General features: G+C 38.4%; 20 protein-coding genes. 8 read left to right on the top strand and 12 right to left on the bottom strand.

Features of this window, described 5'->3' with window-relative positions; translation table 11 throughout:
- Positions 1–2: 2 nt before the first annotated feature.
- Positions 3–1004 (bottom strand): enolase C-terminal domain-like protein, encoded by a 1002-nt coding sequence (locus SHI21_RS06880; protein WP_323575558.1) that lies wholly within the window; start codon positions 1002–1004, stop codon positions 3–5.
- A gap of 55 nt (positions 1005–1059) precedes the next feature.
- Between SHI21_RS06880 and SHI21_RS06875 the strand changes: the two genes are divergently transcribed.
- Together SHI21_RS06875 and SHI21_RS06870 are read left to right on the top strand one after the other, a co-directional pair.
- A complete protein-coding gene (locus SHI21_RS06875; RefSeq protein ID WP_323575557.1) occupies positions 1060–2100 on the top strand; it encodes a DnaJ domain-containing protein in 1041 nt (346 codons plus the stop codon).
- The gene (locus SHI21_RS06870; RefSeq protein ID WP_323575556.1) at positions 2100–3773 is read left to right on the top strand and encodes an amidohydrolase family protein; all 1674 of its coding nucleotides are present in this window, start codon (positions 2100–2102) and stop codon (positions 3771–3773) included. Before SHI21_RS06875 ends, SHI21_RS06870 begins: the two co-directional genes overlap by 1 nt.
- On the opposite strand, the gene SHI21_RS06865 is transcribed toward SHI21_RS06870, so the two are convergent.
- On the bottom strand, positions 3724–4737 hold the full coding sequence (locus SHI21_RS06865) for a glycosyltransferase family 9 protein (protein ID WP_323575555.1): 1014 nt from the start codon (positions 4735–4737) through the stop codon (positions 3724–3726). The genes SHI21_RS06870 and SHI21_RS06865 overlap by 50 nt on opposite strands.
- 57 nt (positions 4738–4794) lie before the next feature.
- Between SHI21_RS06865 and SHI21_RS06860 the strand changes: the two genes are divergently transcribed.
- Positions 4795–5883 (top strand): type IV pilus twitching motility protein PilT, encoded by a 1089-nt coding sequence (locus SHI21_RS06860; RefSeq protein WP_323575554.1) that lies wholly within the window; start codon positions 4795–4797, stop codon positions 5881–5883.
- A gap of 34 nt (positions 5884–5917) precedes the next feature.
- On the opposite strand, the gene SHI21_RS06855 is transcribed toward SHI21_RS06860, so the two are convergent.
- The 6 genes from SHI21_RS06855 to acnA form a co-directional block, all read right to left on the bottom strand.
- Positions 5918–6304 (bottom strand): hypothetical protein, encoded by a 387-nt coding sequence (locus tag SHI21_RS06855; RefSeq protein WP_323575553.1) that lies wholly within the window; start codon positions 6302–6304, stop codon positions 5918–5920.
- Positions 6305–6354: 50 nt separating this feature from the next.
- Entirely contained in the window at positions 6355–7029 is a 675-nt protein-coding gene (locus SHI21_RS06850; RefSeq protein ID WP_323575552.1) for an RDD family protein, read from the bottom strand.
- A gap of 35 nt (positions 7030–7064) precedes the next feature.
- Entirely contained in the window at positions 7065–7289 is a 225-nt protein-coding gene (locus SHI21_RS06845) for a hypothetical protein (RefSeq protein WP_323575551.1), read from the bottom strand.
- Between the two features lie 5 nt (positions 7290–7294).
- On the bottom strand, positions 7295–9478 hold the full coding sequence (locus SHI21_RS06840; RefSeq protein WP_323575550.1) for a carboxy terminal-processing peptidase: 2184 nt from the start codon (positions 9476–9478) through the stop codon (positions 7295–7297).
- A gap of 148 nt (positions 9479–9626) precedes the next feature.
- Positions 9627–11522 (bottom strand): S41 family peptidase, encoded by a 1896-nt coding sequence (locus SHI21_RS06835; protein ID WP_323575549.1) that lies wholly within the window; start codon positions 11520–11522, stop codon positions 9627–9629.
- A gap of 212 nt (positions 11523–11734) precedes the next feature.
- On the bottom strand, positions 11735–14398 hold the full coding sequence (gene acnA / locus SHI21_RS06830) for an aconitate hydratase AcnA (protein WP_323575548.1): 2664 nt from the start codon (positions 14396–14398) through the stop codon (positions 11735–11737).
- Positions 14399–14603: 205 nt separating this feature from the next.
- On the opposite strand from acnA, the gene SHI21_RS06825 reads away from it, so the two are divergent.
- Entirely contained in the window at positions 14604–15473 is an 870-nt protein-coding gene (locus SHI21_RS06825) for a LysR family transcriptional regulator (RefSeq protein WP_323575547.1), read from the top strand.
- Complete coding sequence (locus SHI21_RS06820) at positions 15470–15850, top strand: YbaN family protein (RefSeq protein WP_323575546.1); 381 nt, start codon at positions 15470–15472, stop codon at positions 15848–15850. The genes SHI21_RS06825 and SHI21_RS06820 overlap by 4 nt, the downstream gene beginning before the upstream one ends.
- A gap of 158 nt (positions 15851–16008) precedes the next feature.
- Here the strand turns inward: SHI21_RS06820 and SHI21_RS06815 are convergent, their stop codons facing one another.
- Positions 16009–16683, bottom strand: coding sequence for a Type 1 glutamine amidotransferase-like domain-containing protein (locus SHI21_RS06815; RefSeq protein ID WP_323575545.1), 675 nt, complete (start codon positions 16681–16683; stop codon positions 16009–16011).
- Positions 16680–18527 (bottom strand): hypothetical protein, encoded by a 1848-nt coding sequence (locus SHI21_RS06810; RefSeq protein ID WP_323575544.1) that lies wholly within the window; start codon positions 18525–18527, stop codon positions 16680–16682. Before SHI21_RS06810 ends, SHI21_RS06815 begins: the two co-directional genes overlap by 4 nt.
- A 201-nt stretch (positions 18528–18728) precedes the next feature.
- Here SHI21_RS06810 and SHI21_RS06805 point away from each other — a divergent pair, with 201 nt between their 5' ends.
- Entirely contained in the window at positions 18729–19955 is a 1227-nt protein-coding gene (locus SHI21_RS06805; RefSeq protein WP_323575543.1) for a C1 family peptidase, read from the top strand.
- 9 nt (positions 19956–19964) lie between these two features.
- Positions 19965–20369 carry a hypothetical protein gene (locus SHI21_RS06800; RefSeq protein WP_323575542.1) on the top strand — a complete coding sequence of 135 codons (405 nt, stop codon included), beginning with the start codon at positions 19965–19967 and terminating at the stop codon, positions 20367–20369.
- An 18-nt stretch (positions 20370–20387) separates the two neighbouring features.
- On the opposite strand, the gene SHI21_RS06795 is transcribed toward SHI21_RS06800, so the two are convergent.
- The gene (locus tag SHI21_RS06795; protein ID WP_323575541.1) at positions 20388–21059 is read right to left on the bottom strand and encodes a transglycosylase SLT domain-containing protein; all 672 of its coding nucleotides are present in this window, start codon (positions 21057–21059) and stop codon (positions 20388–20390) included.
- A 167-nt stretch (positions 21060–21226) separates the two neighbouring features.
- Here SHI21_RS06795 and SHI21_RS06790 point away from each other — a divergent pair, with 167 nt between their 5' ends.
- A complete protein-coding gene (locus SHI21_RS06790) occupies positions 21227–21754 on the top strand; it encodes a DUF2799 domain-containing protein (RefSeq protein ID WP_323575540.1) in 528 nt (175 codons plus the stop codon).
- Here the strand turns inward: SHI21_RS06790 and SHI21_RS06785 are convergent.
- Entirely contained in the window at positions 21751–22965 is a 1215-nt protein-coding gene (locus tag SHI21_RS06785) for a class I SAM-dependent rRNA methyltransferase (RefSeq protein ID WP_323575539.1), read from the bottom strand. The genes SHI21_RS06790 and SHI21_RS06785 overlap by 4 nt on opposite strands.
- Positions 22966–23082: the final 117 nt, after the last annotated feature.

Below are 23082 nucleotides of genomic sequence, written 5' to 3'. Positions count from 1 at the left end.
AGCTATTGAATATAAGAATAAAAAATCTTTCCATTCTCTTCACTGACTAACTTGTATGGATCATCTTTAATTAAAAGACACCCATCAAGATCGTAGAAATCTACGCCGCCTGCGATATTTAGTGCACTAGATATTCCCAGACTTGTTTCAACCATACACCCAAGCATTGTTTTAAGACCCAGCACTTTCGCTTGTCTTAATTGCTTAATGGCACGCATGTATCCACCGGCCTTCATCATCTTCACGTTTACAGCATGGAATCTCTCAACGTGGTATTCGTTCACTTCTTCTTTTGTCACCGATTCATCGGCCATTAACATGACGTTTGAATGCTTTTTTAATTCCAGCGCTTCATCGTGCATATTACTTGGTAGTGGTTGCTCTAAAAACTCCAGACGATTAATTTGTGGGAATTTTTCTAAGAACTGTAGTGTCTCTCTTGCTGATTCAAAAGACTCGTTAGCGTCCACTCTTAAAGGAACGTTCGTTAATCTTAAAACTTCTGCACAGAAATCCTGAGCGATCTCGCGATTCACTTTTACTTTTAATACTGAAAATCTTTGAAGGTTGTTGTCTTTGATAAAACTTTCGATCTTTCCAATTTCCATAATAGGAATTGAAAAAGAAGTCTTAACGCTGGCAATAGTATTTGTTCCCATTAACTGAGGAACTGTCTTACCTGACAAAATTGCTACGTAATGAACGAAGCTTGACTCTATCCCGAATTTTAATGACTGCGGAAGATCCGTTGTTTCCAGGTAGGCCACAACACTTTCGACGCCATTGAACTCTTGAGGGGCATTGTTTTTAAATTCTTCGAACTTTTCCAGGATCAGGTCGCGGCTTTCACCATATCGCACATTGAAGGCCACTTCGCCGTAAGCTTCAATTGATCCATTTTTCACCTTAACGATGAAGTTCTTCTTAGTATCTGAGCTATTTCGTGAAATATTCCAGGTAAACTTTAGAGGAAGTTCTATTTCTTTTATTGACCACGTAAACATCAGTTACTCTCGCAAAGGTAATTTTATTAAATTTCATTTAATGATACTATAATTTATGTCTGTTAATAAAGATATTATCATCCGAGTCGGTCTCGGTGTCGTTTTAATTGTTGTCTTCGCCAAAGTGGTGGGGCCAGTTATCTTTGAAATCTTAAAAAGAAAAATCCCTGGTGCCTACAATCCTGAAAATGATATTGATGGAATGATCAAACGCCAGAAAGAAAGACTGCGCTCTCAATATGGGTTAGTGGGCAGACAAGAATCTGTTGTCCTCAAAGAAACAAATGAATCTGTTTCTCATGCTCCTTCCGCTCCTGTGACAAAAGAAGTTGAAACACTCTACAAAGAAACCCGCTGGGGTGGTGGAGATTTCGCCAAAGGTATCAAAGACGAGATCACTAAAACTTATTCATACACACTTGCTGAAACGAAAGTGAATGCCTTTATCCTTTTATCAGAAAAGAGAAAGTACTTGGGTTACCTGAGTGTTGAAAATCAAAAATCATTGGATGCTATTAAGCACTACCTTAGCCTACTGATGTTGTTTCTTATTATGATTGAAGAAATCAGAAACAAAGAATTCAATCTTATCGATCGAGTGGCCAAAAAATGTCACGTCGATCCTATGGAATTTGCCCTGGCACTACAATTAAAAGTACTCTTTGCCTTGTCTGCTAAAAGAGAAATGAAAGAAGATCGTCTTTATGAAAATAAACTCACTCTTCATCAATACTCTGAAGATACAATGAAAGAGGCCACAGATTTAATCCTGAAAAAAGAGGCCAATCTATGGGCCAAAGGGCATTCGATCTTTATAGAAGAGCTCAGCCTGCTCCTGACTTATGCGGACGTTTTAATCCCTACGCCTAAGGTTCAACACAAAAAAGATATCGCTACAGCTTATACGATTCTTAAGGCCACTCCTGAAATGGAAATGGAAGAAATTAAGAAGATCTATAAGAAGATGGCGATGCTAAAGCACCCCGATAAAATTGGACAATTGAAACTGCCAAAAGCTTTAGAGAAAAAAGCTATTTTAAATTTTAATCATATACAAGAAGCCTACGACATCATCAGCGTAGAAAGGAAAAAATAATGTTCTCAAAAAATGAAAAAGTCATTCATGATATAAAATGTGCACTCATTGATGTGATCAGTGAGACCAACGGAATTACGATCAACGATACTCTGGAGCTCCTTGCTTACCATCCTGAATTAAAATCTAATCCTTTAGTGGAGAAGTCATTAGCTGAATTTAGAAAACTTATTATTGGTTTTCATAATAACGATGTCGATATTTCAACACTCCTGTCTCACCCTTTTTCAGAGGCATTTTTCGGATTTTTTAAAGATTTTCCACTTTCATATCATGAAGAGCATATCCATTTAACCGGCTCTCTTTCTGCTGAGTTTATTTTTCCTCGCTTAAAAGTATTACTAGAAGGTCCGGATAAGCAACTGTATGAAGATAAGATCAAACAAGTTTACGGTGACAATGCTATTCCACTTAACTCTGTTGAAGACGTTGACCGTTTAATCAGATTAAAAGAGGGTGAACAATTTAAGACCTATTTAAAAATTCTTTATTTATCAAAACTTATTCTGACGACTAAAGAGGCCCACGTTGAAGCTGCCTACCACATGGCCAGTGAGCTCTATTCAAAATATAATGTTGGAAAAATCAGACTTAAATTCACTCTTTCAAGAAGTACTGGAATCAGTGATGAACAAATCCCGGGATTAGAAAATTTAACTGAAGACGATGTTGTTCTCGGCCTTTATGAAGGCTTCATGAAATTTAAAGCAGAAAAACCATTCTTTAATTTCATTCTTTCACCTAGCTTTAGAAAAGAGTCTAACTTTTTTGATCAAAGTGCTTACCCTTCTAAGAAAGAGCATTTCGAAGATCAGGTTATGACGATTATAGAAATTCTGAAAAAGTATCCATTTCTCTCTGAAGTGTTAAGTGAAGTTGATACGGTTGGAGATGAGAAAGAAGTTTATAAGAAAAAACATTTCCTTGAAATGAAATCAGGGCTTCGTCGCCTGCAATTCCAGGGATTCAAAATCAGAAGTCACCATGGCGAGACATGGAAGATTTTAAGGCTCGGTGTTCAGGCCGTAGATAACGCTCTCAACATCTGGCATATAGATACACTTGAGCACGGGCTAAGTCTTGGGATCAATCCCAACTTTTATTTTCACCGTCTATACCAACGTATTATGGAAATGAATCAGCAGCAAAAACCACTTAATCCAAAAAGCTTTGAATATGATGAAATTATGGATATGGAATGGCATGACGAAGAAGTTAGAGAAAAAATTATCAATGGTATAACTCTTAATCCGAAAGAAATGGTGAAGTTCCTCAAAACAAAATTTCATACGGCCCGCGAAGTTGAGCATTATCAGCATGACGTTTTAAACCGCATGATTAATAAGAAAGTTTCTCTGGTTGCTCTTCCCTCTTCAAATTTAAAATTAACGGGTGCTTTCCCGGATTATAAAGACCATCCATTTTCGTGGTGGGAGAAAAAAGGGGTTCAGCTGGGAATAGGGACCGACAACTACATTACGTTGAGTACGAACTATATTCAGGAACTTTTGATTCTTCTTTACTCAAATCCAAATAGTTTAAAAATTACAAAACTGTTAATGGTCGCGACGAAAGAAACTCGTCGTCCATACATTAGTCATTTGTTGTGGGAAATGAGAAAAACTATTCGCGGAGAATGCGTTGAGCTTCAAGCGACACCATCTCAGGAGTAATATCCACCATACACTTCTGGTAAACATCCTGAGAACAACTGCCACGGCCGTCTTTAGTGCACGGCCTGCACGGTAGATCGACTTCCATTGTATGAATCTGCTTTCCAGTTGTGAAACCAAAAGCAGTAGGCCCCATAAGAGACAATGCTTTAATCCCTAAAACATCGGCCACATGAAGTAATCCTGTATCAGCAGAAATAACCAGTTCTGATTTCTCAATCAGAGCGCAGCTTTCAACCAGAGACAACTTTCCCGCCAAGTTTTCAACTCGAGATGGATCAATTGCTTTTAGCTCTTCACAGAAATGATCTTCTTTCCCACCTAACACAACAAAGTTATGCTCAGGCATAATTGAAATTAATTTCTTCCATAAAGGCAGAGGCCATCTCTTCATTTCCCAGGCCGCAGAAGGAACCAGTACGATGGTCTTTTTATCTTTTAAGAAAGGACTTACTTTAGCACGGGCCTCTGGTTTGAAATCCCAAGTCACAAGCTTTTCATCATCGTTGGGAGCAATCCCCCATTTCAATAATGGTGCTCGGTATGAGTGGATCCCTTTAAAAGGTTTTGGAAAAGTATTAATTCTGAAAGTGAATAATAAAATTCGTTTAAAACGATCCTTTGAACGTGTTAACCAGTTAGGTTTTTGCAACAGTTTAAATCTCATCATTAATGATAAAAGTGATGAACGTAAATTGTTATGGGCATCGTAAACGTGATCATAGTTTTCAGCACGAAGCTTCATTCCCAAATCAAGTAAGCCTTTGAAACCAAGCTTTTTATTGAATGACCAGACGTGATTGACGTCATGATTGAGTTTTACCAGGTAATCGAACTCGCTTCTTGTGACCCAGTCAATAACCGCTTCAGGGTATTTCTGACGAATTAGTTCAACAACTGAAGAGCACTGGACGATGTCTCCGAAACTGGAAAAGCGAATAATTAGAACTTTCTTTATTTTCATTCTCCTAGGATAATAAACTATATCGAACCATATTGAAATTGAATTGGGTATTAGGGCATGGCGTTTACTTTAAAAAATCTTTCTTCTTTAGTGACTGTTGCTATCCAACACAAAGCTAGTGACATCCATATTCGTACTAACGAGACACCTTGTTTACGTATTTCAGGGGATCTTGTTCCGGTTCAGACTAAAACTTTTAACTCGACTGACCTTCACGATATCGTAAAAATCTTAACGGCCGATCAACCTGGTGGGCCGAGAGCTGACCTGGTGAAAGAAGAATTAGATGGGGCCATCACTATCCCAGATCTTTGCAGAATTCGTTACAACATTTTTAGTTACTTTGGCCAAATTGGAATCGTTTTGAGAATCATCAATACTCGCATTCCCAATTTAGCTGAACTTGATATGCCCAAGACTCTGGGAAAAATCGCACTTCAAAAACGCGGGATGATTCTGGTTACCGGGGCAACAGGATCAGGAAAGAGTACAACTCTTTCAGCAATGATCGATCACATAAATGAAAATAGAGCGTCTCATATCATCACAATCGAAGATCCGATTGAGTATATGTACGAGCAAAAGAAATCCCGCATCTCGCAAAGAGAAGTAGGAAGAGACACAGAAGACTTTAATTCTGGTTTAAGAGCGGCCCTTCGTCAGGACCCTGATGTTATCTCAATAGGAGAAATGCGCGATCAAGTGACAGCTAATACGGCCTTAAAAGCTGCTGAAACTGGTCACGTGGTATTCTCTACTCTGCACACTACAAATACTGTTACAACAATCGGCCGTCTGATTTCTATGTACCCTGCTCACGAGCAGCCGGAAGTGAGAAAGAGACTTGCTGAAAATCTTCACGCGATTATTGGACAAAGAATGCTTGCCGGAAAAAATGGCAAAGTGGTTATTGCTCAAGAGATCATGGTAACGTCAGCGGGGATCCGCGACTGTATCAGTGGGAAAGATGATCTAAATAGAATTCCAAGTATTATTTCACAAGGTCAAGGTAAGTCGACTAACGGTGGGCAGACTTTCGATCAGCATATTATGTTTCTTTATCAGAAAGGGTTTATTGATAAAGAAGTGGCGCTGGATGCGGTTTCTTCGCAGGCGGACTTTATTCAGAAATTGATTGTTGAATAGCCGGTATTTGATTCGTTTATCAGCTTTAAGATAGCTACTCTCTTTTTAAAATTAAAAGAGCTATGTATCGAGACCCGAAGCCAAGAAAAAATATGGGCATCCCAACGATTAAAGTAAGACTCCATATTTGAAGTCCTGCTTTAATTGGCCAAAAAACATCAGTAATATTTCCTTTAATTATTGCTGGTACTAGAAAAATGAGTGTCATAAAAAGGAACACTGGGATAGTGACAAGAAAAATATTTTTGCATGCCTCTTTCCAATTAATAGATATTAATCCTAAGAAAAAATACGATAAATTAACCACTAAAAATAGATTTATAGAGGATTCTTTTGGAATAATTGTAAAGGAAGCGACTTGTAGAGCACCAAGTATTGATATAATAATGAAACGAGATTTCTTATTTTCAAATAACTTCATAATTTTCATCTGCTATTTGCTCATCAAATCGTTGTCATTCGTTTCTACGACTAGCCCTTAATAACAAAAGTATGCATCACCTTATCATGAAGAGACTTCCTCTCCTTTCCACCAAAAAACGGCAGAACAAACCCAACCAAACACCCCATACTAATCGGCTTCATAATAACTTCTCTCATAAACGCTTCCGAAATCGTCAGCGTATACTTCTCATCCCCTCTCACTTTCAATCCAACCAACTTCTTCCCAAGACTATTATTGAAAAAGGCCATCGGAAAAACGATTCCAAAGAATAAAGCAGCAATAGTACTTAAAATAAGAAGTAACTTTATAAAAGCAGCTTCACCAAACATGAACTGAATTTTATATTGATCCATGAAGTAATGAGAAAGCTTAAACTCAAGTGGAACGAGAAAAACAACAAGCTTATAGAGAATAAATATAAACACGCAATCAATTGCCAGAGAAATTCCTCTCTCTACGATTGAAGCATACTGATAAACGTCCTGATCAAGAATTTCTTCTTCCTGCTTCATTTCGTTATAAAGCTGCTGTCTACTTTTAGCAGGTTTTTGAGTATCGTAGTCGAGTTTTAGTTTTCTTTTCTTCCCATCATCAAATGGGTCTAGAGGGGCCGTCTCGACATGGAACTGTGATGTTCCTTCCGACATGGACATAGATTGTGGCTTAACAATAGTTCTTGTTCCCGTTTTCTTTTCAGTCATAAAAAAGCATCCTACTTTTCATTTACCAATAGTGATTATAAATCATGAATACGAGAGACGACTGCATTGACTCTGCTCTGAGCTTCGTCACATTGCTTTTTCCACTCTTCATGAGGCAATGACTTGTCGAGGTTAAGCAGTAGTTTGCCGAGATCTTTAGAAGCAGAGTTGAACTCCTTAAGGAGTTCAACTGCCAGTTCTTCATCTTCTAAATTTTCTAATTTTTCTAAAATTGTATTTATATCTTGATTGTCTAACATATCTCTTACTTTGCTGAAGCTGTGTTTTTAGTTTTTAGTGACTTTACGATATCCCCGGCGATCATCATTGACTCTCCCAGGACAGCATCTTGTCTCAACGTTTTAATCCACTCATCTTTTCTTTGCTCGAAATCTTTTGCCCATTTTTTCATATCAGCTGGACGGATATTTTCGTGAGCTTTAAGTGAATCTTCAAAGTTTGTAACCATAACAGTTTTGTCTTCGTCTTCAAGCTTTAACTCTTCTGCCATTTTCTTTGTAGCAGCTTCTTCATCCTGAACTTTTTTCAGGTTAAGAGAAACGATTGTTTCTTTTTTCTTTTTGTTTAAGTAATCAACATTGCGGTTGATCTTAGCAAAACGAGGGTTCACTTTTACTCTAGCTGCACTCTTCGCTTTTAAGTCAGGAACGTTATAAGTAAACTTGTTCCACTTTGAAAAAGGTTTTGCTTGAATCTGATCCCATGGAAGAGAGTATTCAAGATCTTTTTCGCGGCTTTCAACGTAGCTGTAGATATCCGGTAGGATTAAATCTGGAGTGATACCTTTGTACTGAGTTGAAGCTCCAGTTACACGGTAGAACTTTTGGATCGTTACTTTTAGAGCTCCCATTGTTTCACCAAAGATTGAAACTAATGGACCACGGTTTAAATCAAGAACAGCTTGAACAGTTCCTTTTCCGTGAGAGAAATCCCCGCCAACGATCACTGCACGTCCGTAGTCTTGCATAGCTCCTGCTAAAATCTCAGATGCTGAAGCAGAGAAACGGTTTTGAAGTACGACTAACGGTCCATCGTAAGAAACACTTGTATCGTCATCTTCTAATACTTCAATTTGTCCCATGTGGTTTTTAACTTGAACGATCGGCCCTTTTTCAATGAAAAGTCCTGACATCAAGCGAGCATCTTCCAGAGCTCCCCCACCATTGTTTCTTAAATCTAGAACGATAGCGTCTACTTTTGCTTTTTTAAGTCTTTCGATTTCTTTTCTTACGTCATCAGTACAGTTGATTTTTGAGTTTTCAAAATCACGGTAGAATTTTGGAAGTTGAATGTATCCAACTTTTACGTCTGAGTCTTTATATTGAAGAACAGAAGATTTAGCAAAAGATGCCGCCACTTCGATTTCATCACGGATGATAGAAATAATTTTTCTTGATCCATCAACTTTCTTAATTGTTAAACGAACTTCAGTTCCTTTTTTACCACGGATGTAACGAACAGCATCGTCCACTTTCATATCTGTAAGGTCAACTGCTTCTTTTGCACCTTGAGCAACTGATAAAATGACGTCATCAGTTTCAAGTTCCTTTCCTCTCCAAGCAGGTCCACCTGGAACGATTTGAACAACTTTAATGAATGATCCGTCTTCTTGTAATACGGCCCCGATTCCTTCAAGTTTACCTGTGATGTCGATATCAAAATCTTCTTTCTTCTTAGAAGGAAGGTAGTTAGTATGTGGATCAAAAATAGCTGTGATTGAGTTATAGAAGTTATCCATTTGATCTTCTCTGTCTTGAGCTGCAAGACGTTCGAAAATCTTTTGGAATCTTTTAGAAACTGACTCGTGTGCTTTAGTTCTTAATTCAGCATCTGTAAGTTTCTTTTCAACTTTTACTTTCTTAATTGGTTTTGTAGAAGCTTTTGCTCCCTTCGCTACCGGCTTCTCTGTTTGTTCATCAATTAGAGAAAGATACTTATTAAGAGTGGCCTGTTTAAAAACAATTTCCCAATTAGCTTTTAGTTTTGTGTCGTCTGTTACCCAATCTCTTTTTTCAGGATCAAGTTCCAGCGTTTCATTACCATTGAAATCAAATTGTTTTTTGAAAAGTTCTTTTCTCAGTCCTTCAGCAAGAGCAATTCTCTTTTTGATGACTGCTAAACCTTTCTCGATTAAAACGTAATCCCCACTAACCATTTCATCGTCCATTTGAAACTGGTAAGCTTCCAGTTCTTTAATGTCTGACTTAGTTAAGAATTGTTTTGATCCATCAATTTTCTTTAAATATTGTTGGAATGCTTTTTGAGACACTTCATCGTTAATTTTAATTCCACGATAGTGATATGTTTCAAGAGCATTTTTTAGAATGTTACCAATTAATTTTTCACGCCTTGGATCTTTCGGATCTTTCGCCTGTGAATAAGCATTAAAAGAGAGTAACAATACCAATACAAGGCACAGACGTTTCATTTTTTCTCCAAAGATTGAAGGCACAAAGTACTATCAACCAATGATACCCCAATATGAGGAGTAGGAGTCAAAAGAAAAAATTGCTCGGTGTTTCTATTTGATAGAAACACCGAGCGAATATCTGATCTTGAATGTAAGCTATCTTCTATTAGATTGAAATCGTCGAACGAATATCTGACTTTAGTTGTACGTTATTTGACTCAAGTACCTCGGCAGCTTTTTGTAACCAACCTAGGTTCTCTCTATTTAAGTCCAGAGCTGTTGCCTTGTACTGAATATCTGCAGGAGTTGGCTTATTCTCACTACACATTTCTAATACAGAGTTTTCTCCAAACACTAAAGTTCCTAGAGCTCCTGGTCTACCAAATAAGTAGTTTGGTACTGTTGCTGAAAACATATTTAAGCGGTCTGACCATTGAGTGTTCAATTCATTACTTGATGTAAACCCTGCTCCTGTTCCGTTACTATGAGATCCAATAATCGGAGATCTTTTTGTCGACTGGATTAAGAAAGCTGTTTTATCACATGCACTAATACAGTCAGGTGATACGAGCGTTACAATCTTATTAGGGAATCCACCAACTTTTGGGTCAGCTTTCATTGTTCCGGCCATAACGTGCATTGGAGTATACTCGTCATTATTATCAAGTGCCGTATCAATTAAGTCTTTCATCATATCAATCGTCATACCTTCATTTTCATCTTCAGCAGCAACTCTTTGGACCAGGTACCCTTCGTTAATTTGACGAATATATTGAGTCATTCTTAGAGCTTCAGTTGAACTTGCGAATTCAGCTTTTGTATCAGCAATTAACATGCTCATTAGCTTTGATGGGTATGAACCATTTCCACCATTGTTTACACGCAGGTCTAGGATAAGTGGCACTTCACTTTCTTTAACTTCCAGTACGAAATTTCTTAAAGCATCAATAAATGCCAGTGCGTTCTCTCCATTCTTAACTTTCGGTGCTGAGAAAGTTAGCACTTGCAGAACTGCGTATGTTTTCCCTTTATTGATAAAGTATCCTGTTCTGATTGCCGCTGATCCAGAATCACTTACGTACTCTTTAAGGTCTTTTAAGTTTTTTGCAATCTTGCTTGCTCTGTATCCAATGAATGACATATCAGAGTCAGTCCATTTCTTAAGTGTCTGATCAAAAGTAATTCCAATTGAGCTTGTATCTGATGGAATTTCAAACTTGTTTAAGAATGTAATTGCATCCAGTCTTGGTGTGTCTGACATTGTACTGTTTGAAAAAATTGGAAGCTTAATTGTTCCAGCATTTTTAAAAACAACTCTAATGAAATTTTTCTTTTCATATTTAACATTTCTAAGTGTCAGGCTGCGGATGGCTTCTGAATCGATAAAGTCGTCAGAGCTTCCTGAGATATAAGGTTTTAATTCTTTAATTTTATCTTCTACCGGCACACCATCAATTGAGATAACTTCATCACCAATTTTAATCGTTGATAAGTCAGCTCCTGAAAGCTTGCTTGCCATTCCAAGGAACTTTGTTTCTAGTTGAGATACAACGATCTTTCCATCAATCCTGTAAAAACGAAGACCAGTATAGATAAATGGTCTTGCGATCTTATCGTAAATTCCAAAGTGCGTGTCTTTAAACTGAGCGATCAAAACAGTCATTCTATCGATAAAATCCATATTGCTGCTTGCTTGAAGAAAGGCCACTCTATCTCTTAGTTCACTATTTTTTCTGTCTTTAGTATCAAGAAGAATATCATCGCTAGCTTCTTCTGCGGCGATAGCATCAGCTTTTAACTTTTCATAATTAAGACCAATCAGCTGCTTCTTTAAAGGAAGAAGCGCATATTGAAGCTCTACTGTTTTTAATAAATCTTTTAAAACAAGAAGACGGTCTTCTTTATTAAGATAGTTAAATTTAACTCCTGAATAAACATCTTTTAATAGGCCTGTATTAACCATTGCTCCACTTGATGGATCAAGAACTCTGGCATTAACTTCAGGAGTATGAAGAAGTGCAGAAGTCATTAGTACAGCAGAAAGAATCGATGTCTTGATCATTGTAAGTCTCCCATTCGTGAGTGAATGATTGATTTTAGCAAGATGGGCCTGTCTATAGGTTGAAGTGGAATTTTTTACAAGACATAGGAAGTGCCTGTCTAAAGTTTAGACACTATTTGAGCGCACAGGATACCTAACTATTAGATAGGCCATTGGGCAAAAAAAAAGGGGGATTTTTTCAAATCCCCCTCTCTCTTAAAACTCAAAAAAGTTTATTTTAAATTTCTTAGAACGTACTGAAGAATACCACCGTTTGTGATGTAGTTTAACTCATCCACAGTGTCCACTCTTGACGTTACAACCGTTCTTACGATCTCGCCATTTGCACGAGTTACGATCATGTCGTACTTCATACCTGGTCTGAAATCCCCTTGTGGGTGAAGAGAGATTGTTTCATCCCCTACAAGACCTAGAGTCTTTCTATCCGTTCCTTCTGGGAATACTAATGGAAGAACACCCATACCGATAAGGTTCGATCTGTGGATACGTTCAAACGATTCAGTGATAACTGCTTTTACACCTTGTAACATTGTTCCTTTCGCTGCCCAGTCACGAGATGATCCAGTTCCGTACTCTTTACCTGCGATAACCACAAGTGGAGTTTGGTTGTAGATGTACTTCATAGCTGCATCGTAGATTGGAAGAATTTCACCAGTTGGAATGTACTTCGTTACTCCACCTTCAGTTCCAGGTGCTGTTTCGTTTTTAATACGAATGTTAGCAAATGTTCCTCTCATCATAACTTCATGGTTTCCACGACGTGATCCATAAGAGTTAAAGTCCGCTACAGCTACACCTTTTTCTTGAAGGTAAGCACCAGCAGGTGATGTTTTCTTAATCGATCCAGCAGGAGAAATATGGTCAGTTGTGATTGAGTCAGCAAATAGAGCTAGGATTCTTGCACCATCAACTTTAATTGAATCAATTTTTCCATCAGCAATGTTTTGGAAGAACGTTGGGTTTCTGATGTAAGTTGAATCTGGTTCCCATGCGTAGAACTCACCTTCAGTAATCTTAATTGACTGCCAGTGAGCGTCTCCATCAAATACGTTAGCGTAACGTTGTTTGAACATAGCACTTGTCAGTTTTGACATAAGTACGTTTTGGATTTCTTCATGAGTAGGCCAGATGTCTTTTAGGTAAACATCTTTTCCATTTGATCCTTTTCCAAGTGAGTCTTTAGAAATGTTGATGTTGATGTTACCAGCAAGCGCGTAAGCGATAACTAATGGAGGTGAAGCCAGGTAGTTTGCTTTAACGTCTGGGTTGATACGTCCTTCGAAGTTTCTGTTTCCAGATAATACTGAAGTAACAACAAGGTTGTTCGTATTGATTGATTTAGAAATGTTTTCTGGAAGTGGACCAGAGTTACCGATACAAGACATACATCCGTATCCAGTAAGGTTGAATCCTAATTCATCCAGAGATTGTTGAAGACCAGACTCTACAAGGTAGTCAGTTACAACTTTTGATCCAGGAGAAAGAGCAGTCTTAACCCATGGCTGAGACTTAAGGCCTAGAGCTCTTGCTTTTTTAGCAACAAGACCAGCAGCAATCATAACTGATGGGTTTGAAGTATTTGTACAAGAAGTGATTGTAGCGATAGCTACAGCACCATGCTTAAGTTTGTATGTTTCACCGTCAACAGCGTATTCTTTGTGTGCTTCATCTGGATTAACTTTGAAAGCTCCAACAAGTTCTTTTCCGAAAGCGTCTGCAGCTGCAGTAAGTTCGATTTTATCTTGAGGACGTTTTGGCCCAGATAGAGATGGAACAACAGTAGATAGATCAAGTTCAAGAGTTGAAGTAAATACTGGATCAGCATCCCCTTCATTTAACCAAAGACCTTGCTCTTTCGAGTAAGCTTCAACAAGGGCAACTTGCTCCTCAGATCTTCCTGTGAATCTTAAGTATTCAATTGTCTTTTCATCAGTTGGGAAGAATCCACAAGTCGCTCCGTACTCAGGTGCCATGTTCGCAACTGTCGCTCTGTCTGCTAGAGATAAAGCTTTTACACCCGGACCGTAGAACTCAACGAATTTTTCTACTACACCGTGTTTACGTAACATTTGAGTTACAGTTAATACGATATCTGTAGCAGTGATCCCTTCTTTAATTTTTCCAGTCATTTTGAAACCAACAACTTCTGGAACAGTCATAGTAACCGCTTGGCCTAGCATTGCTGCTTCAGCTTCGATACCACCAACACCCCATCCTAAAACAGAGAGTCCGTTAACCATAGTTGTATGTGAGTCAGTTCCTACGCATGTATCTGGGTATGCTGTCGTTTCACCATTTTCAGTTTTAGTCCAAACAGTTTGTGCTAAATACTCAAGGTTAACCTGGTGACAAATTCCTGTTCCTGGAGGAACTACGCGGAAGTTTTTAAATGCTTTTTGTCCCCACTTAAGGAACGTGTATCTTTCTCTGTTTCTTTCGTATTCTAAATCAACGTTCTTTTCAAATGAATCAGAGTGACCGAAGAAATCTACAGCTACCGAGTGATCGATAACCAGGTCAACGGGAATAAGTGGGTTGATCTTTTTTGGATCTCCACCGATTGTTCTCATTGCTTCTCTCATTGCCGCTAAATCTACAACTGCAGGAACTCCTGTAAAGTCTTGCATAAGAACGCGAGCTGGGTAGTAAGCAATTTCTCTATCAGATGATTGAGTCTTCGCCCATTCGTTGATCGCTTTTGCGTCTTCGAACGTTACGTCTTTTCCATTTTCATGGCGAAGTAAATTCTCCATTAAAACTTTTAGAGACTTTGGAAGTTTGTCGATGTCTGTAAGACCTAAATTCTTTGCTTCTCTTAAGCTGTAGTAAGTGTAGTTCTTAGAACCAACTGTTAGCGTTTTTTTAACCTTGCTCATGAAGGGACTCCTTTATTGGGGATTAACTCAAAGTATCTGAATGTTTTGTAAGCCAAGTATAAATGTTATTAAAAGCACCGTCACGAAGGAAAATCTAACCGTTCTCAAGTTTTTTTCCTGCACAGCGGCCTCTATAGGAATTTTATGCGAAAAAGAAGCACGAAAAAATTGAATAATTCGAATAGAATGTAGTAGTATAAGGAATATGTTGGACGGAATTGAAGCCCTTATGGCACTTGAAAAACACGAAACGGTAAGCCAAGCTGCTCTCAGCTTGAGATTAACTCAATCTGCCGTGAGTAAACGCCTTCAAGCATTACAAATTGAACTCGATATGAAATTAGTCGAACCAGATGGTAGGCGCCTCAAACTAACTCCTGAAGCACTGCAGTTTCTAAGTAAAGCTAAACCGCTTCTGTTGGAATTAAAGAATCTTTCCATCAATACGGCAAACAAATCAAATCACATTTCCCATTTTTCTTTAGCACTCTCCGACTCTATCGCCGGAAGCTTCGGGCCTGCAGTTATTGATAAAACTCTTAAAAGTTTTAAGAATCTCAAACTAGATATCCATGTTCATAGAAGTTTAATGCTTTTAGAAAACGTCACACTGGGAAAATACCAATTAGGAATCTGCACATCTAACGATGCCAGAAAAGACTTAGCTTCTTATCACTTGGTAGATGAACCCCTGGCATTACTTTATGCAGAAAATAAAGATAAACCCAATCGCAATCTTCCACTGATTACTATTGAAGAAAACTCTGCGACCTGGAAGAGTATCGGGCCTTCGATTAAAAAAGAATACCCACAGCTTTTTGCGAACTCTGTTATTTATGTAGAGTCTTTTCTCGCCGTTTATCAAATGACAAAAGTTGGTTTAGGGAATGGATTGATCCCGCTGGGATTATGTAAAGAATTAAATATTAAAAAGAAACATTATAGAAAACTCAAAGTGACTCGCCCTATTTCACTGGTCACTAGAAAGACCATTGCTCAGCTGGATATTTTTAATCCCTTTTATCTTGAGCTCAAAACTAATATTAATAATTATTTCGCCGATATCGAAAAATGAAAAAAATTGTCTTACTCACTTTAGGCCACTTCTTTCTGGCCCTGGGGATTGTCGGAGCTTTTCTTCCCGTACTTCCCACCACTCCATTCTTACTTCTGGCCGCATATTTCTATTCAAAATCCAGCGAAAAAATTCACAACTGGCTGATGAATCACAAATACCTGGGACCCTCTCTAAAAGACTGGCACGAGCGTGGTGTGATTGGCATTAAATCCAAATGGGTAGCCACTATTATGCTTGGTCTGATTATTTCCTGGAGAATTCCGACATTGGATATCCCCTTAGCAATCAAGATTTTTGCTTCGAGTGTACTTGTGGGTGTGTTGGTTTTTATCTGGACCAGACCATCAAGTGCTTCTAAAAAAGATCTTACTTGATAAAACTTCCGGCATGAACAACTGCCGCGGCCAGAGCGTAAGAGATAACAAAAATCAATGCACAAATTTTCTTCATAAAAAACATCCTGTTTTTTTATTTTTTTAAGATATTTATTCTACCGCACTTATTAAAAATTTGTTTATTTTTTTGCAATTAATTAACCTAGATAGTGAGAAAGAGTGAACTTCTTTCCCTGATAAAAAACGTGGGTCTTTCCACAGAAAGTAAGGCCTTCTTTTTCAATGATAATCCCACCACCATCGGCGCACGCATAAAGCGGAAGATTAGATTTTTTAGAATGATGCTTTAGTTCGTTATCATAACGTTGCGAGTTTTTATAATGAGGGAAGAACTCAAAGTTGACCAATCTCATAGCTGAGAGGTTTTTCATATCCCATGGGTTCTCATCGCGGTCAAAGTGCGGAAAGCTCGCTGTATGCACGTGAGGAGTTAATACAATAGCACCTGCAGACAGGCCACAAAGCACTCCACCTCTTTTTAAGAATTTCTTAAAATGATCGAACATCTTATGCTTTTTTAGATGTTTCAGAAAATAAAACGTATTTCCACCACCTAAAAAAATCAGGTCGCTTTTTAAAACTTCACTAAGCATGGTTTTAGTAAAAGGAGTGTCGACACAAAAATGCATGAAGCGCTGAACGCCAAGTTTGGAGAATTCATCGACAAAAAACTTGAAGTCTTCTTCGGCATCGTAAGAGCTGGAAGGAATGAAAGTTAATTTTGGAACATCTGCACCTGTCAAATCCAGGGCACGCTTATTCAGGAAGCGATTTTCTTTCTCGCCTCCCCCCGAATAGAGAACTATTTTCATATCCCGTCTCTATACTCGCGTACGATCTGTAGCATCCCTTTTACAAGGCGTGACTGCTCTTTTTCAGATTCAAAATTAGAAGGTTTTCTGTCTTTATCAGGGTTCAGGTTTTGATACGCTGTAAACTCTTTTAAAGTCGTATTGATGTCTTCAGCAGATAACTTTGGTTTCTGGTTCATGATTTTCTGAACGATAGTTGTGATTGAATCTCCCGTCACTCTATCGTACTTATTAATCACACTTGATCTCATTGAGACATCAAGAAGAACTTTTTCCGGAGCTATTTTAAACTTCATTGCCACTTTGTTTAAAAGTTTCACGTAATTTTTCTGATAGCTTCTGATTTTCATATCACGACGGATTGATTTTTTAAGATCCGCTTTCGTCGCATAACTAGACTTAATGATGTCTACGAATTCAGAACTTACTAAAGGAGCGTTGATCCCACGAGACAATAACATCTGCGGAAGCTCTCTTAAAATGTCGCGCATACAGTAGATCGCATTCCAGTTAATCCCATCCGGTACTTTCTGAATTCCTTTTACTGATTTCGCCATTTCAAAATAAGTAAAATCACTTCTGAAATCTTCCACATCCTTCTTGCAGTTTTCTAAAAGAAACTCTGCATACTTTGGAGTGAATCCGATTTTCGTCAGGATATTTCTGTTTTTATAATCGTTGAAGCGTTTATCAAAAGAGGCCATCGAGTGGTGATTCTTAAAATCTTCAATTGATTTCTTCTTTTCATTTTTGATGTAATCAACAATTTGAGCAAAAGTCTGAACTATGTAGCGTGCTTTTTGTTTTTGCTCTTTAATCGACGTCGACCAGCGCTGAACATCATCATAACGGTATTCGTGGTGGTACAATCCGAACTGGCGAACCGATCCGTAATCGATAATCCCACCGTCCATTAAAATATTGTCCCCATCCCAGTCTAACCAGCAAAAGATATACTGATCTTCAAAGTTCGCCGACATTTCAGCAAACGTCTCTACTACCTGATTAAGGAAATAATCATAAAGAGATTTTGGTTCAGTCGGAGCATGCTTCCAGACTTTGTTCTTAATCTGACGGTCGATGTAGTAATCCACCACTCGCTTAAGTGTTGGCAGGTTATTTTGTTTTAAGTGATTAAACATGTGCGAAGGACGAAGAAGGTTGTCGTGAACGCGGATGTTGATCGAGAGACCTTTAGCGTATTCAATGATCCCTAAAACTCTTTCAGTCACCAGACCATTTTTTGCTAAAACTTCACTGAAAAACAGTGAACTTAATCCTTCATCTTTTTCCGAGTATCCACAACCGTAAGAAACCGTCGGGTCTCCCGTTTGATAAAACTTTTTGTTGATATTACATGCCGGGCTTAGTTTTGTTGCTCCAGTTCCGCAACTTGAAACGTCCCAAGTCTTCCCACCTTTTGAAATCTGACCGTTCCAAATGCTTCTTCCATCTCCAGACGTCGTCCCCTTCTTGCACGGATGCTGAAGTTGAAGGTAGCGAGTGGCCATGTAAGTATTGGGTTTGATTTCTTCTTTGGGATAATTAAAATTATTCATCATATCGTATTCGTTAATGATCACGATGCTGAATGTATTTAAGATTTCTTCTTTAAGTTCTTTGGTAAATTCGTCTGGATGATTTTCCGGGATAAGTCCTATTTCGCGAGCGAGATCAAAATTAAAAAATGCGACCTGCCCTCCATGCCTTGTGCGAACCTGGTACTCAACTACCGCTTCGGGCACATTCTTTTTCAAGGGGTGACTTCCGTCAATTTCCTTGAACTTCGAATAAGGTGTAGATTCTTTAGAAGGCCTAGACTCTTTTAATTTTGTATTTCCCATAATTCATTGTCGGAGATCCCATTAAATAATTCCAATTTTTTTGAAAAGGGCAAATTGTTCTAAGCAAATATTGCCTGGTTAAAACTCCCCAATGAGCTTCCAATGAAAAATTGAAGAGACAATGTGCCTCCCCTCATTAGTCTAAAAACGATTACTTGGACATTACTAAAGCTTTTCGTTCAACTATCCGACATGTTAATAATGAAAACGATAATCCTCTTCTCATTTATTCTTATTTCCAATGCAAACGCGGATTGTAGTCCAAAAGATTTAACTGATCCGGATTACTTAAAGTCAGTTGGAAAAGAAGGCCTAATAAAACATTTTCAAACACCGCGCGATCAAGATGGCGTTGGATGGTGTGGGGCCTACGCTCCTGCAGATTCATTATCTTTCGCTATCGGTGAGCCCATATCTTCTCTTGATGTGTCTATTAATGAATATGCAAATCAAGGTGCCAATCCAAGAACAAGTAATAAAGTAGCAGGTAAACGATTAGAAGAGCTAAGAGGAATCAGCCCACTGTCCGCAACGGATATTGCGAGAACAAATGGGTATTGTCCTGAATCAGTTATCCCCTCTAATCAAACTTCGTCATCTAACTTAGGTCACTCTGCAATTTTAAAATTAATGGAAACTTTTCAAAAGATTCACGATGATTACGTCATCAAAGGAAGACCTGCTGATTATTGTGCCAGCTGTACTGAGAATTATGAAAAAGTTATCAAGCCCTCTCTTCCCGGTGTCACTGCAGACATGATTAAAGATGTTCTTAACAGAAATCAATATGACAGTTTAGCGAGCTTCAGGGATCTTCTCAATCAACTATGCGAAGGCAGAAGAGTTAAAGTTGATCCACAAGTTGACCTTATTTATAAATCCAGCTTAGGTAGCAAAACAATAGCTAACGTGATTGATGAAGCATTCGAAAATAATTCGATGCCAAGTATTGGTATGAATACATCCTTCTTTGCCAATGCAGAATCTTTACCTGGTGGCCATGGCGCTCACGAGCTGATGATTGTCGGAAGACGCATGGGTACCAATGGAAAATGTGAGTACCAAGTAAGAAACTCCTGGGGAAGAGGTTGCACTTATTATCAACCAGCAATTGCTGCCAAATGTGAACCGGAGAAAGGTTCATTTTGGATGGATCAAGATCAACTTCAAACTGGTGTAACTGACGTTTTAGTCATCAAAAATGAAAGAATGAGAGCTGTGAAAGAAAAAGAAACAATCTTTAAGGACATATTTAACAGTGGTTCGAAACAGACTGATAACGATAGTATCTTTTCAAAGCTTCCTACAGAGTCGGATATCAGCAGTTTTATGGGGAAAGTATCTGAGACCGCTGCCAAAGTGGCCAAAGGCATTTCAGAAGGCGTGAGTTCTATCTGGAAATCACTTTCAAATGCTTTCAAATATTAGGAGTTCACTTTGAAATTTTTAATGGCATTAACATTCATTCTGTTTTCAAATTTCATTTATGCCGCTGATTTAAAATGGAACTGTGAAAAGTTAAATTTGAAATTTATTGAAGATCCAACAGAGAAAGGATCTGAATTTAAGGTTTCAGGTTGCTGGCAAACAAGCACATTTTTTTTAATTAGTTCCGACTGTCAAAAAAATCCAAAGAGCTGTTTATCTCGAGGTAAAAACAACATCCTGAAGCATCCTGGTGGCGGTGTAGGCAGCCCTGCTTTCTCTCAATGCTACAACGTTGGAGGACGTCCTCGTTTTCTTCAGGTGAAAATCAAAGACAAATGGGAAGACACTGCAACCTGCTTCTTTGGTTCCGAAAAAAGTTTTATGGACTTTGATACAATCTTAAAAAATAAATAAACATTTTTACCAATGAAATTAAGGCTGCCCAATGAAGCAGAAACTTAAATTTGCCAGAGCATTTTTGGTGAAAGTTCTGATGATCAGATCACGCTTTAACGTAAGGACTGACCAATAATAACTGCGCTCCGTGAAGAGTCTGCCAGCGATATCAGGACGGTCGGAATTCATCCCCCCTTCAAGCTGGTGTTTCATTATATAAAGACCGGCCATTAAGTTTAAGTCGGGATTATAGAGATCTTTTTGCGTGTAAGTCTTTCCAGTGTAGGCATAGGTGTGGCGGTTGGCCGATTGAAGGTCAATCTGCAGAAGTCCCGAGCTCAATGTTCCGTCCAAATCGCGGTAAACAACGTTGGGATTTAATGTCGATTCAGCATGGGCAATTGAGGCCATGAAAGTAATCCAGAACATTTTCTTCTCAAACACTGATGCCTGATTATATCCAAAACAATTAAGCTTACTCAGGTCATAAATATTTAAGCGTGTATCAACCAGAGTTGAAAGCTCGGGTCTGTTCATATAACCCAGAATGCTTTGACCATACTGAGGTTTCCAATCGTACTTTGTTTGCAACGGATGAAAGTTTAATTTTAAATTTTTAATGTCAGTGTTAATTGCACTCGTTTCAGAACCTGTCGGTGACGATCCATTTCCACAAGAAACAACAACTACAGACAATGCTAAAAGCATCGCTATTTTACCAATATTACGCACCAAGTTCTTTACTCCGGTATTTACTTTTTATTTAAAGGCCCATGCTAGCCATACTTTTTTAAAAGTTCAAGAAACACTGGCCTATAATTAGATTTCACCGATAATGTTTGAGTCATAAATAAGTTATTTTTTGAGGATTTACCATGTCTTTACGCGTACTCGCACTCTTGTCAGTCCCTTTCTTACTTTTGTCATGTTCAACTATCACTAAAAAAGACTGCGATAAAGATATGAACGCGTTAGGGCTTTCTCAAGGACGCGCTGGATCTCCTAAAAAATACACTGATCAATTAAGAGATAAATGTTTCGCCCGCAACCCCGATATCGATCTTGCTGGTTATGAAAAAGGATTTTATCAAGGATGGATGGAGTACTGTCTTCCTAACAAGGCCTTCGAACTTGGAAAACGTTCGGACCGATATATCAGCTTTTGTCCTCCGGAGCGCGAAGCTTCTTTCAGAGAAAAATACCTGGTGGGAAAACACCACGCTGAACTAAAAGATGTAGAAACAGATATCATGGATAAGATGGAAGAGATGAAGCCTCATATCAGCGACAGCTCCATGAATCTTGATGACTACACTAAACTTCAAAAAGAGCTAGAGAAAATCAGACGTGAAATTCAAGCGCTTGAAGTTGAAGGAATGAAAAATAATTTTAAATTTCGTTAATCAACTCTAAAAAGAGCAAACTTCAAGTAACGAAGTTCGTCCATCGCCAGTGGATACGGATGATCGAAAGGTTGTCCGCCCAGATAAACCAGCGTCCCCTTCTTTCTTGTTTTAGAAAAAGCTTCACGGCAGATGTTTAAAAACATTTCTGTGCTGATATGGCTTGAGCATGAGCTTGCAGCAAACATTCCATTACCCTTAACCAGCTTTAAAGAATTAGTGAAAACTTTTGTGTAGGCAGCTGTCGCCGTCTCCACAGCTTTTTGGTTGGGAGCAAAGCTTGGTGGATCTGTGATAACTAAATCCCACTTCACTTTATTTTTAATCTGCTCGTCTATATAAGCAAAAGCATCGTCAGCGATCGCATTGTGTTTCGTTTTAAGATTATTAACTTCGAAGTTTCTCTCAGCTGCAATGATGGCCGCCTTAGCGATATCAACACTTGTCACTTCGCTAGCTCCACCATGGGCCGCAAAGATTGAAAAACCAGCAGTGTAACTAAACAGGTTTAAAACTGTTTTATCTTTAGAGAACTGTCCGATAAGTTTTCTATTATCACGTTGGTCAAGGAAGAATCCTGTTTTAGCAGCATCTCTAATGTTGCTGGCAAAGAAGCTCCCATTTTCTTTAAAGATCACTTCAGCAGGAAGTTTCCCGACAATGTCGATCCCCTTTACCTCTTCATCATTTCTTCTCTTATAGTAAACGTTTTCAATATAAGGCATTTCTTTTTGAATGAAGGCCGCAATCCCGTGGTGGTTATAAAATCTCTCACACACTGGATGGTCATGTTTGATAACTGCCGTGTTGTCATAGATGTCGATTGTTAAACCAGGCATCCCGTCACCTTCACCGTTCACCAGGCGAAAGCTATTTGTCATTTCACTTCTAAAATTAATTCGAAGAGCGATCGCTCTACTTAGTTGAGTTTCACTCCACACTCTTAATGTTAGTGGAAGATTGTTCGCACGAACATAAGGCTCTTCCATAAGACATAAAACACGAAAGCGCATTTGCGTATCGGCCTGAACCAATCCAATAGCGATAGAATCATTTCTTGATTTTAAAACAGCAAGACCTGACGGAGTTTTTCCATCAAAGCAATCAGCGAAAATCCAGCGGTGTCCACGCAGTAGATGTTTATTCACATCACGGATTAACTGAATATCTGGGATTTTAACGTCATCAACATTAACTAATGGATTTAGCACTTTTGGGGTCCTGTTTTAATAAAATATCTCCTACCTTATTAAGCTAAATGGCCTGATTCGTCATCAGGCGACAAAAAATCTTTCATAAAAAGCTAAAAATCTCATTTTGAGCCGCTT

Source organism: Bacteriovorax sp. PP10 (genome assembly GCF_035013165.1).
Lineage (GTDB): Bacteria > Bdellovibrionota > Bacteriovoracia > Bacteriovoracales > Bacteriovoracaceae > Bacteriovorax > Bacteriovorax antarcticus.
This window is presented reverse-complemented; position numbering and strand designations above follow the sequence as displayed.

Bases quoted from the DNA above. Each gene is read 5' to 3' on its own strand.
- SHI21_RS06880 (WP_323575558.1), bottom strand. From the start codon at position 1,004: ATGTTTACGTGGTCAATAAAAGAAATAGAACTTCCTCTAAAGTTTACC.
- SHI21_RS06875 (WP_323575557.1), top strand. From the start codon at position 1,060: ATGTCTGTTAATAAAGATATTATCATCCGAGTCGGTCTCGGTGTCGTT.
- SHI21_RS06870 (WP_323575556.1), top strand. From the start codon at position 2,100: ATGTTCTCAAAAAATGAAAAAGTCATTCATGATATAAAATGTGCACTC.
- SHI21_RS06865 (WP_323575555.1), bottom strand. From the start codon at position 4,737: ATGAAAATAAAGAAAGTTCTAATTATTCGCTTTTCCAGTTTCGGAGAC.
- SHI21_RS06860 (WP_323575554.1), top strand. From the start codon at position 4,795: ATGGCGTTTACTTTAAAAAATCTTTCTTCTTTAGTGACTGTTGCTATC.
- SHI21_RS06855 (WP_323575553.1), bottom strand. From the start codon at position 6,304: ATGAAGTTATTTGAAAATAAGAAATCTCGTTTCATTATTATATCAATA.
- SHI21_RS06850 (WP_323575552.1), bottom strand. From the start codon at position 7,029: ATGACTGAAAAGAAAACGGGAACAAGAACTATTGTTAAGCCACAATCT.
- SHI21_RS06845 (WP_323575551.1), bottom strand. From the start codon at position 7,289: ATGTTAGACAATCAAGATATAAATACAATTTTAGAAAAATTAGAAAAT.
- SHI21_RS06840 (WP_323575550.1), bottom strand. From the start codon at position 9,478: ATGAAACGTCTGTGCCTTGTATTGGTATTGTTACTCTCTTTTAATGCT.
- SHI21_RS06835 (WP_323575549.1), bottom strand. From the start codon at position 11,522: ATGATCAAGACATCGATTCTTTCTGCTGTACTAATGACTTCTGCACTT.
- acnA (WP_323575548.1), bottom strand. From the start codon at position 14,398: ATGAGCAAGGTTAAAAAAACGCTAACAGTTGGTTCTAAGAACTACACT.
- SHI21_RS06825 (WP_323575547.1), top strand. From the start codon at position 14,604: ATGTTGGACGGAATTGAAGCCCTTATGGCACTTGAAAAACACGAAACG.
- SHI21_RS06820 (WP_323575546.1), top strand. From the start codon at position 15,470: ATGAAAAAAATTGTCTTACTCACTTTAGGCCACTTCTTTCTGGCCCTG.
- SHI21_RS06815 (WP_323575545.1), bottom strand. From the start codon at position 16,683: ATGAAAATAGTTCTCTATTCGGGGGGAGGCGAGAAAGAAAATCGCTTC.
- SHI21_RS06810 (WP_323575544.1), bottom strand. From the start codon at position 18,527: ATGGGAAATACAAAATTAAAAGAGTCTAGGCCTTCTAAAGAATCTACA.
- SHI21_RS06805 (WP_323575543.1), top strand. From the start codon at position 18,729: ATGAAAACGATAATCCTCTTCTCATTTATTCTTATTTCCAATGCAAAC.
- SHI21_RS06795 (WP_323575541.1), bottom strand. From the start codon at position 21,059: ATGCTTTTAGCATTGTCTGTAGTTGTTGTTTCTTGTGGAAATGGATCG.
- SHI21_RS06790 (WP_323575540.1), top strand. From the start codon at position 21,227: ATGTCTTTACGCGTACTCGCACTCTTGTCAGTCCCTTTCTTACTTTTG.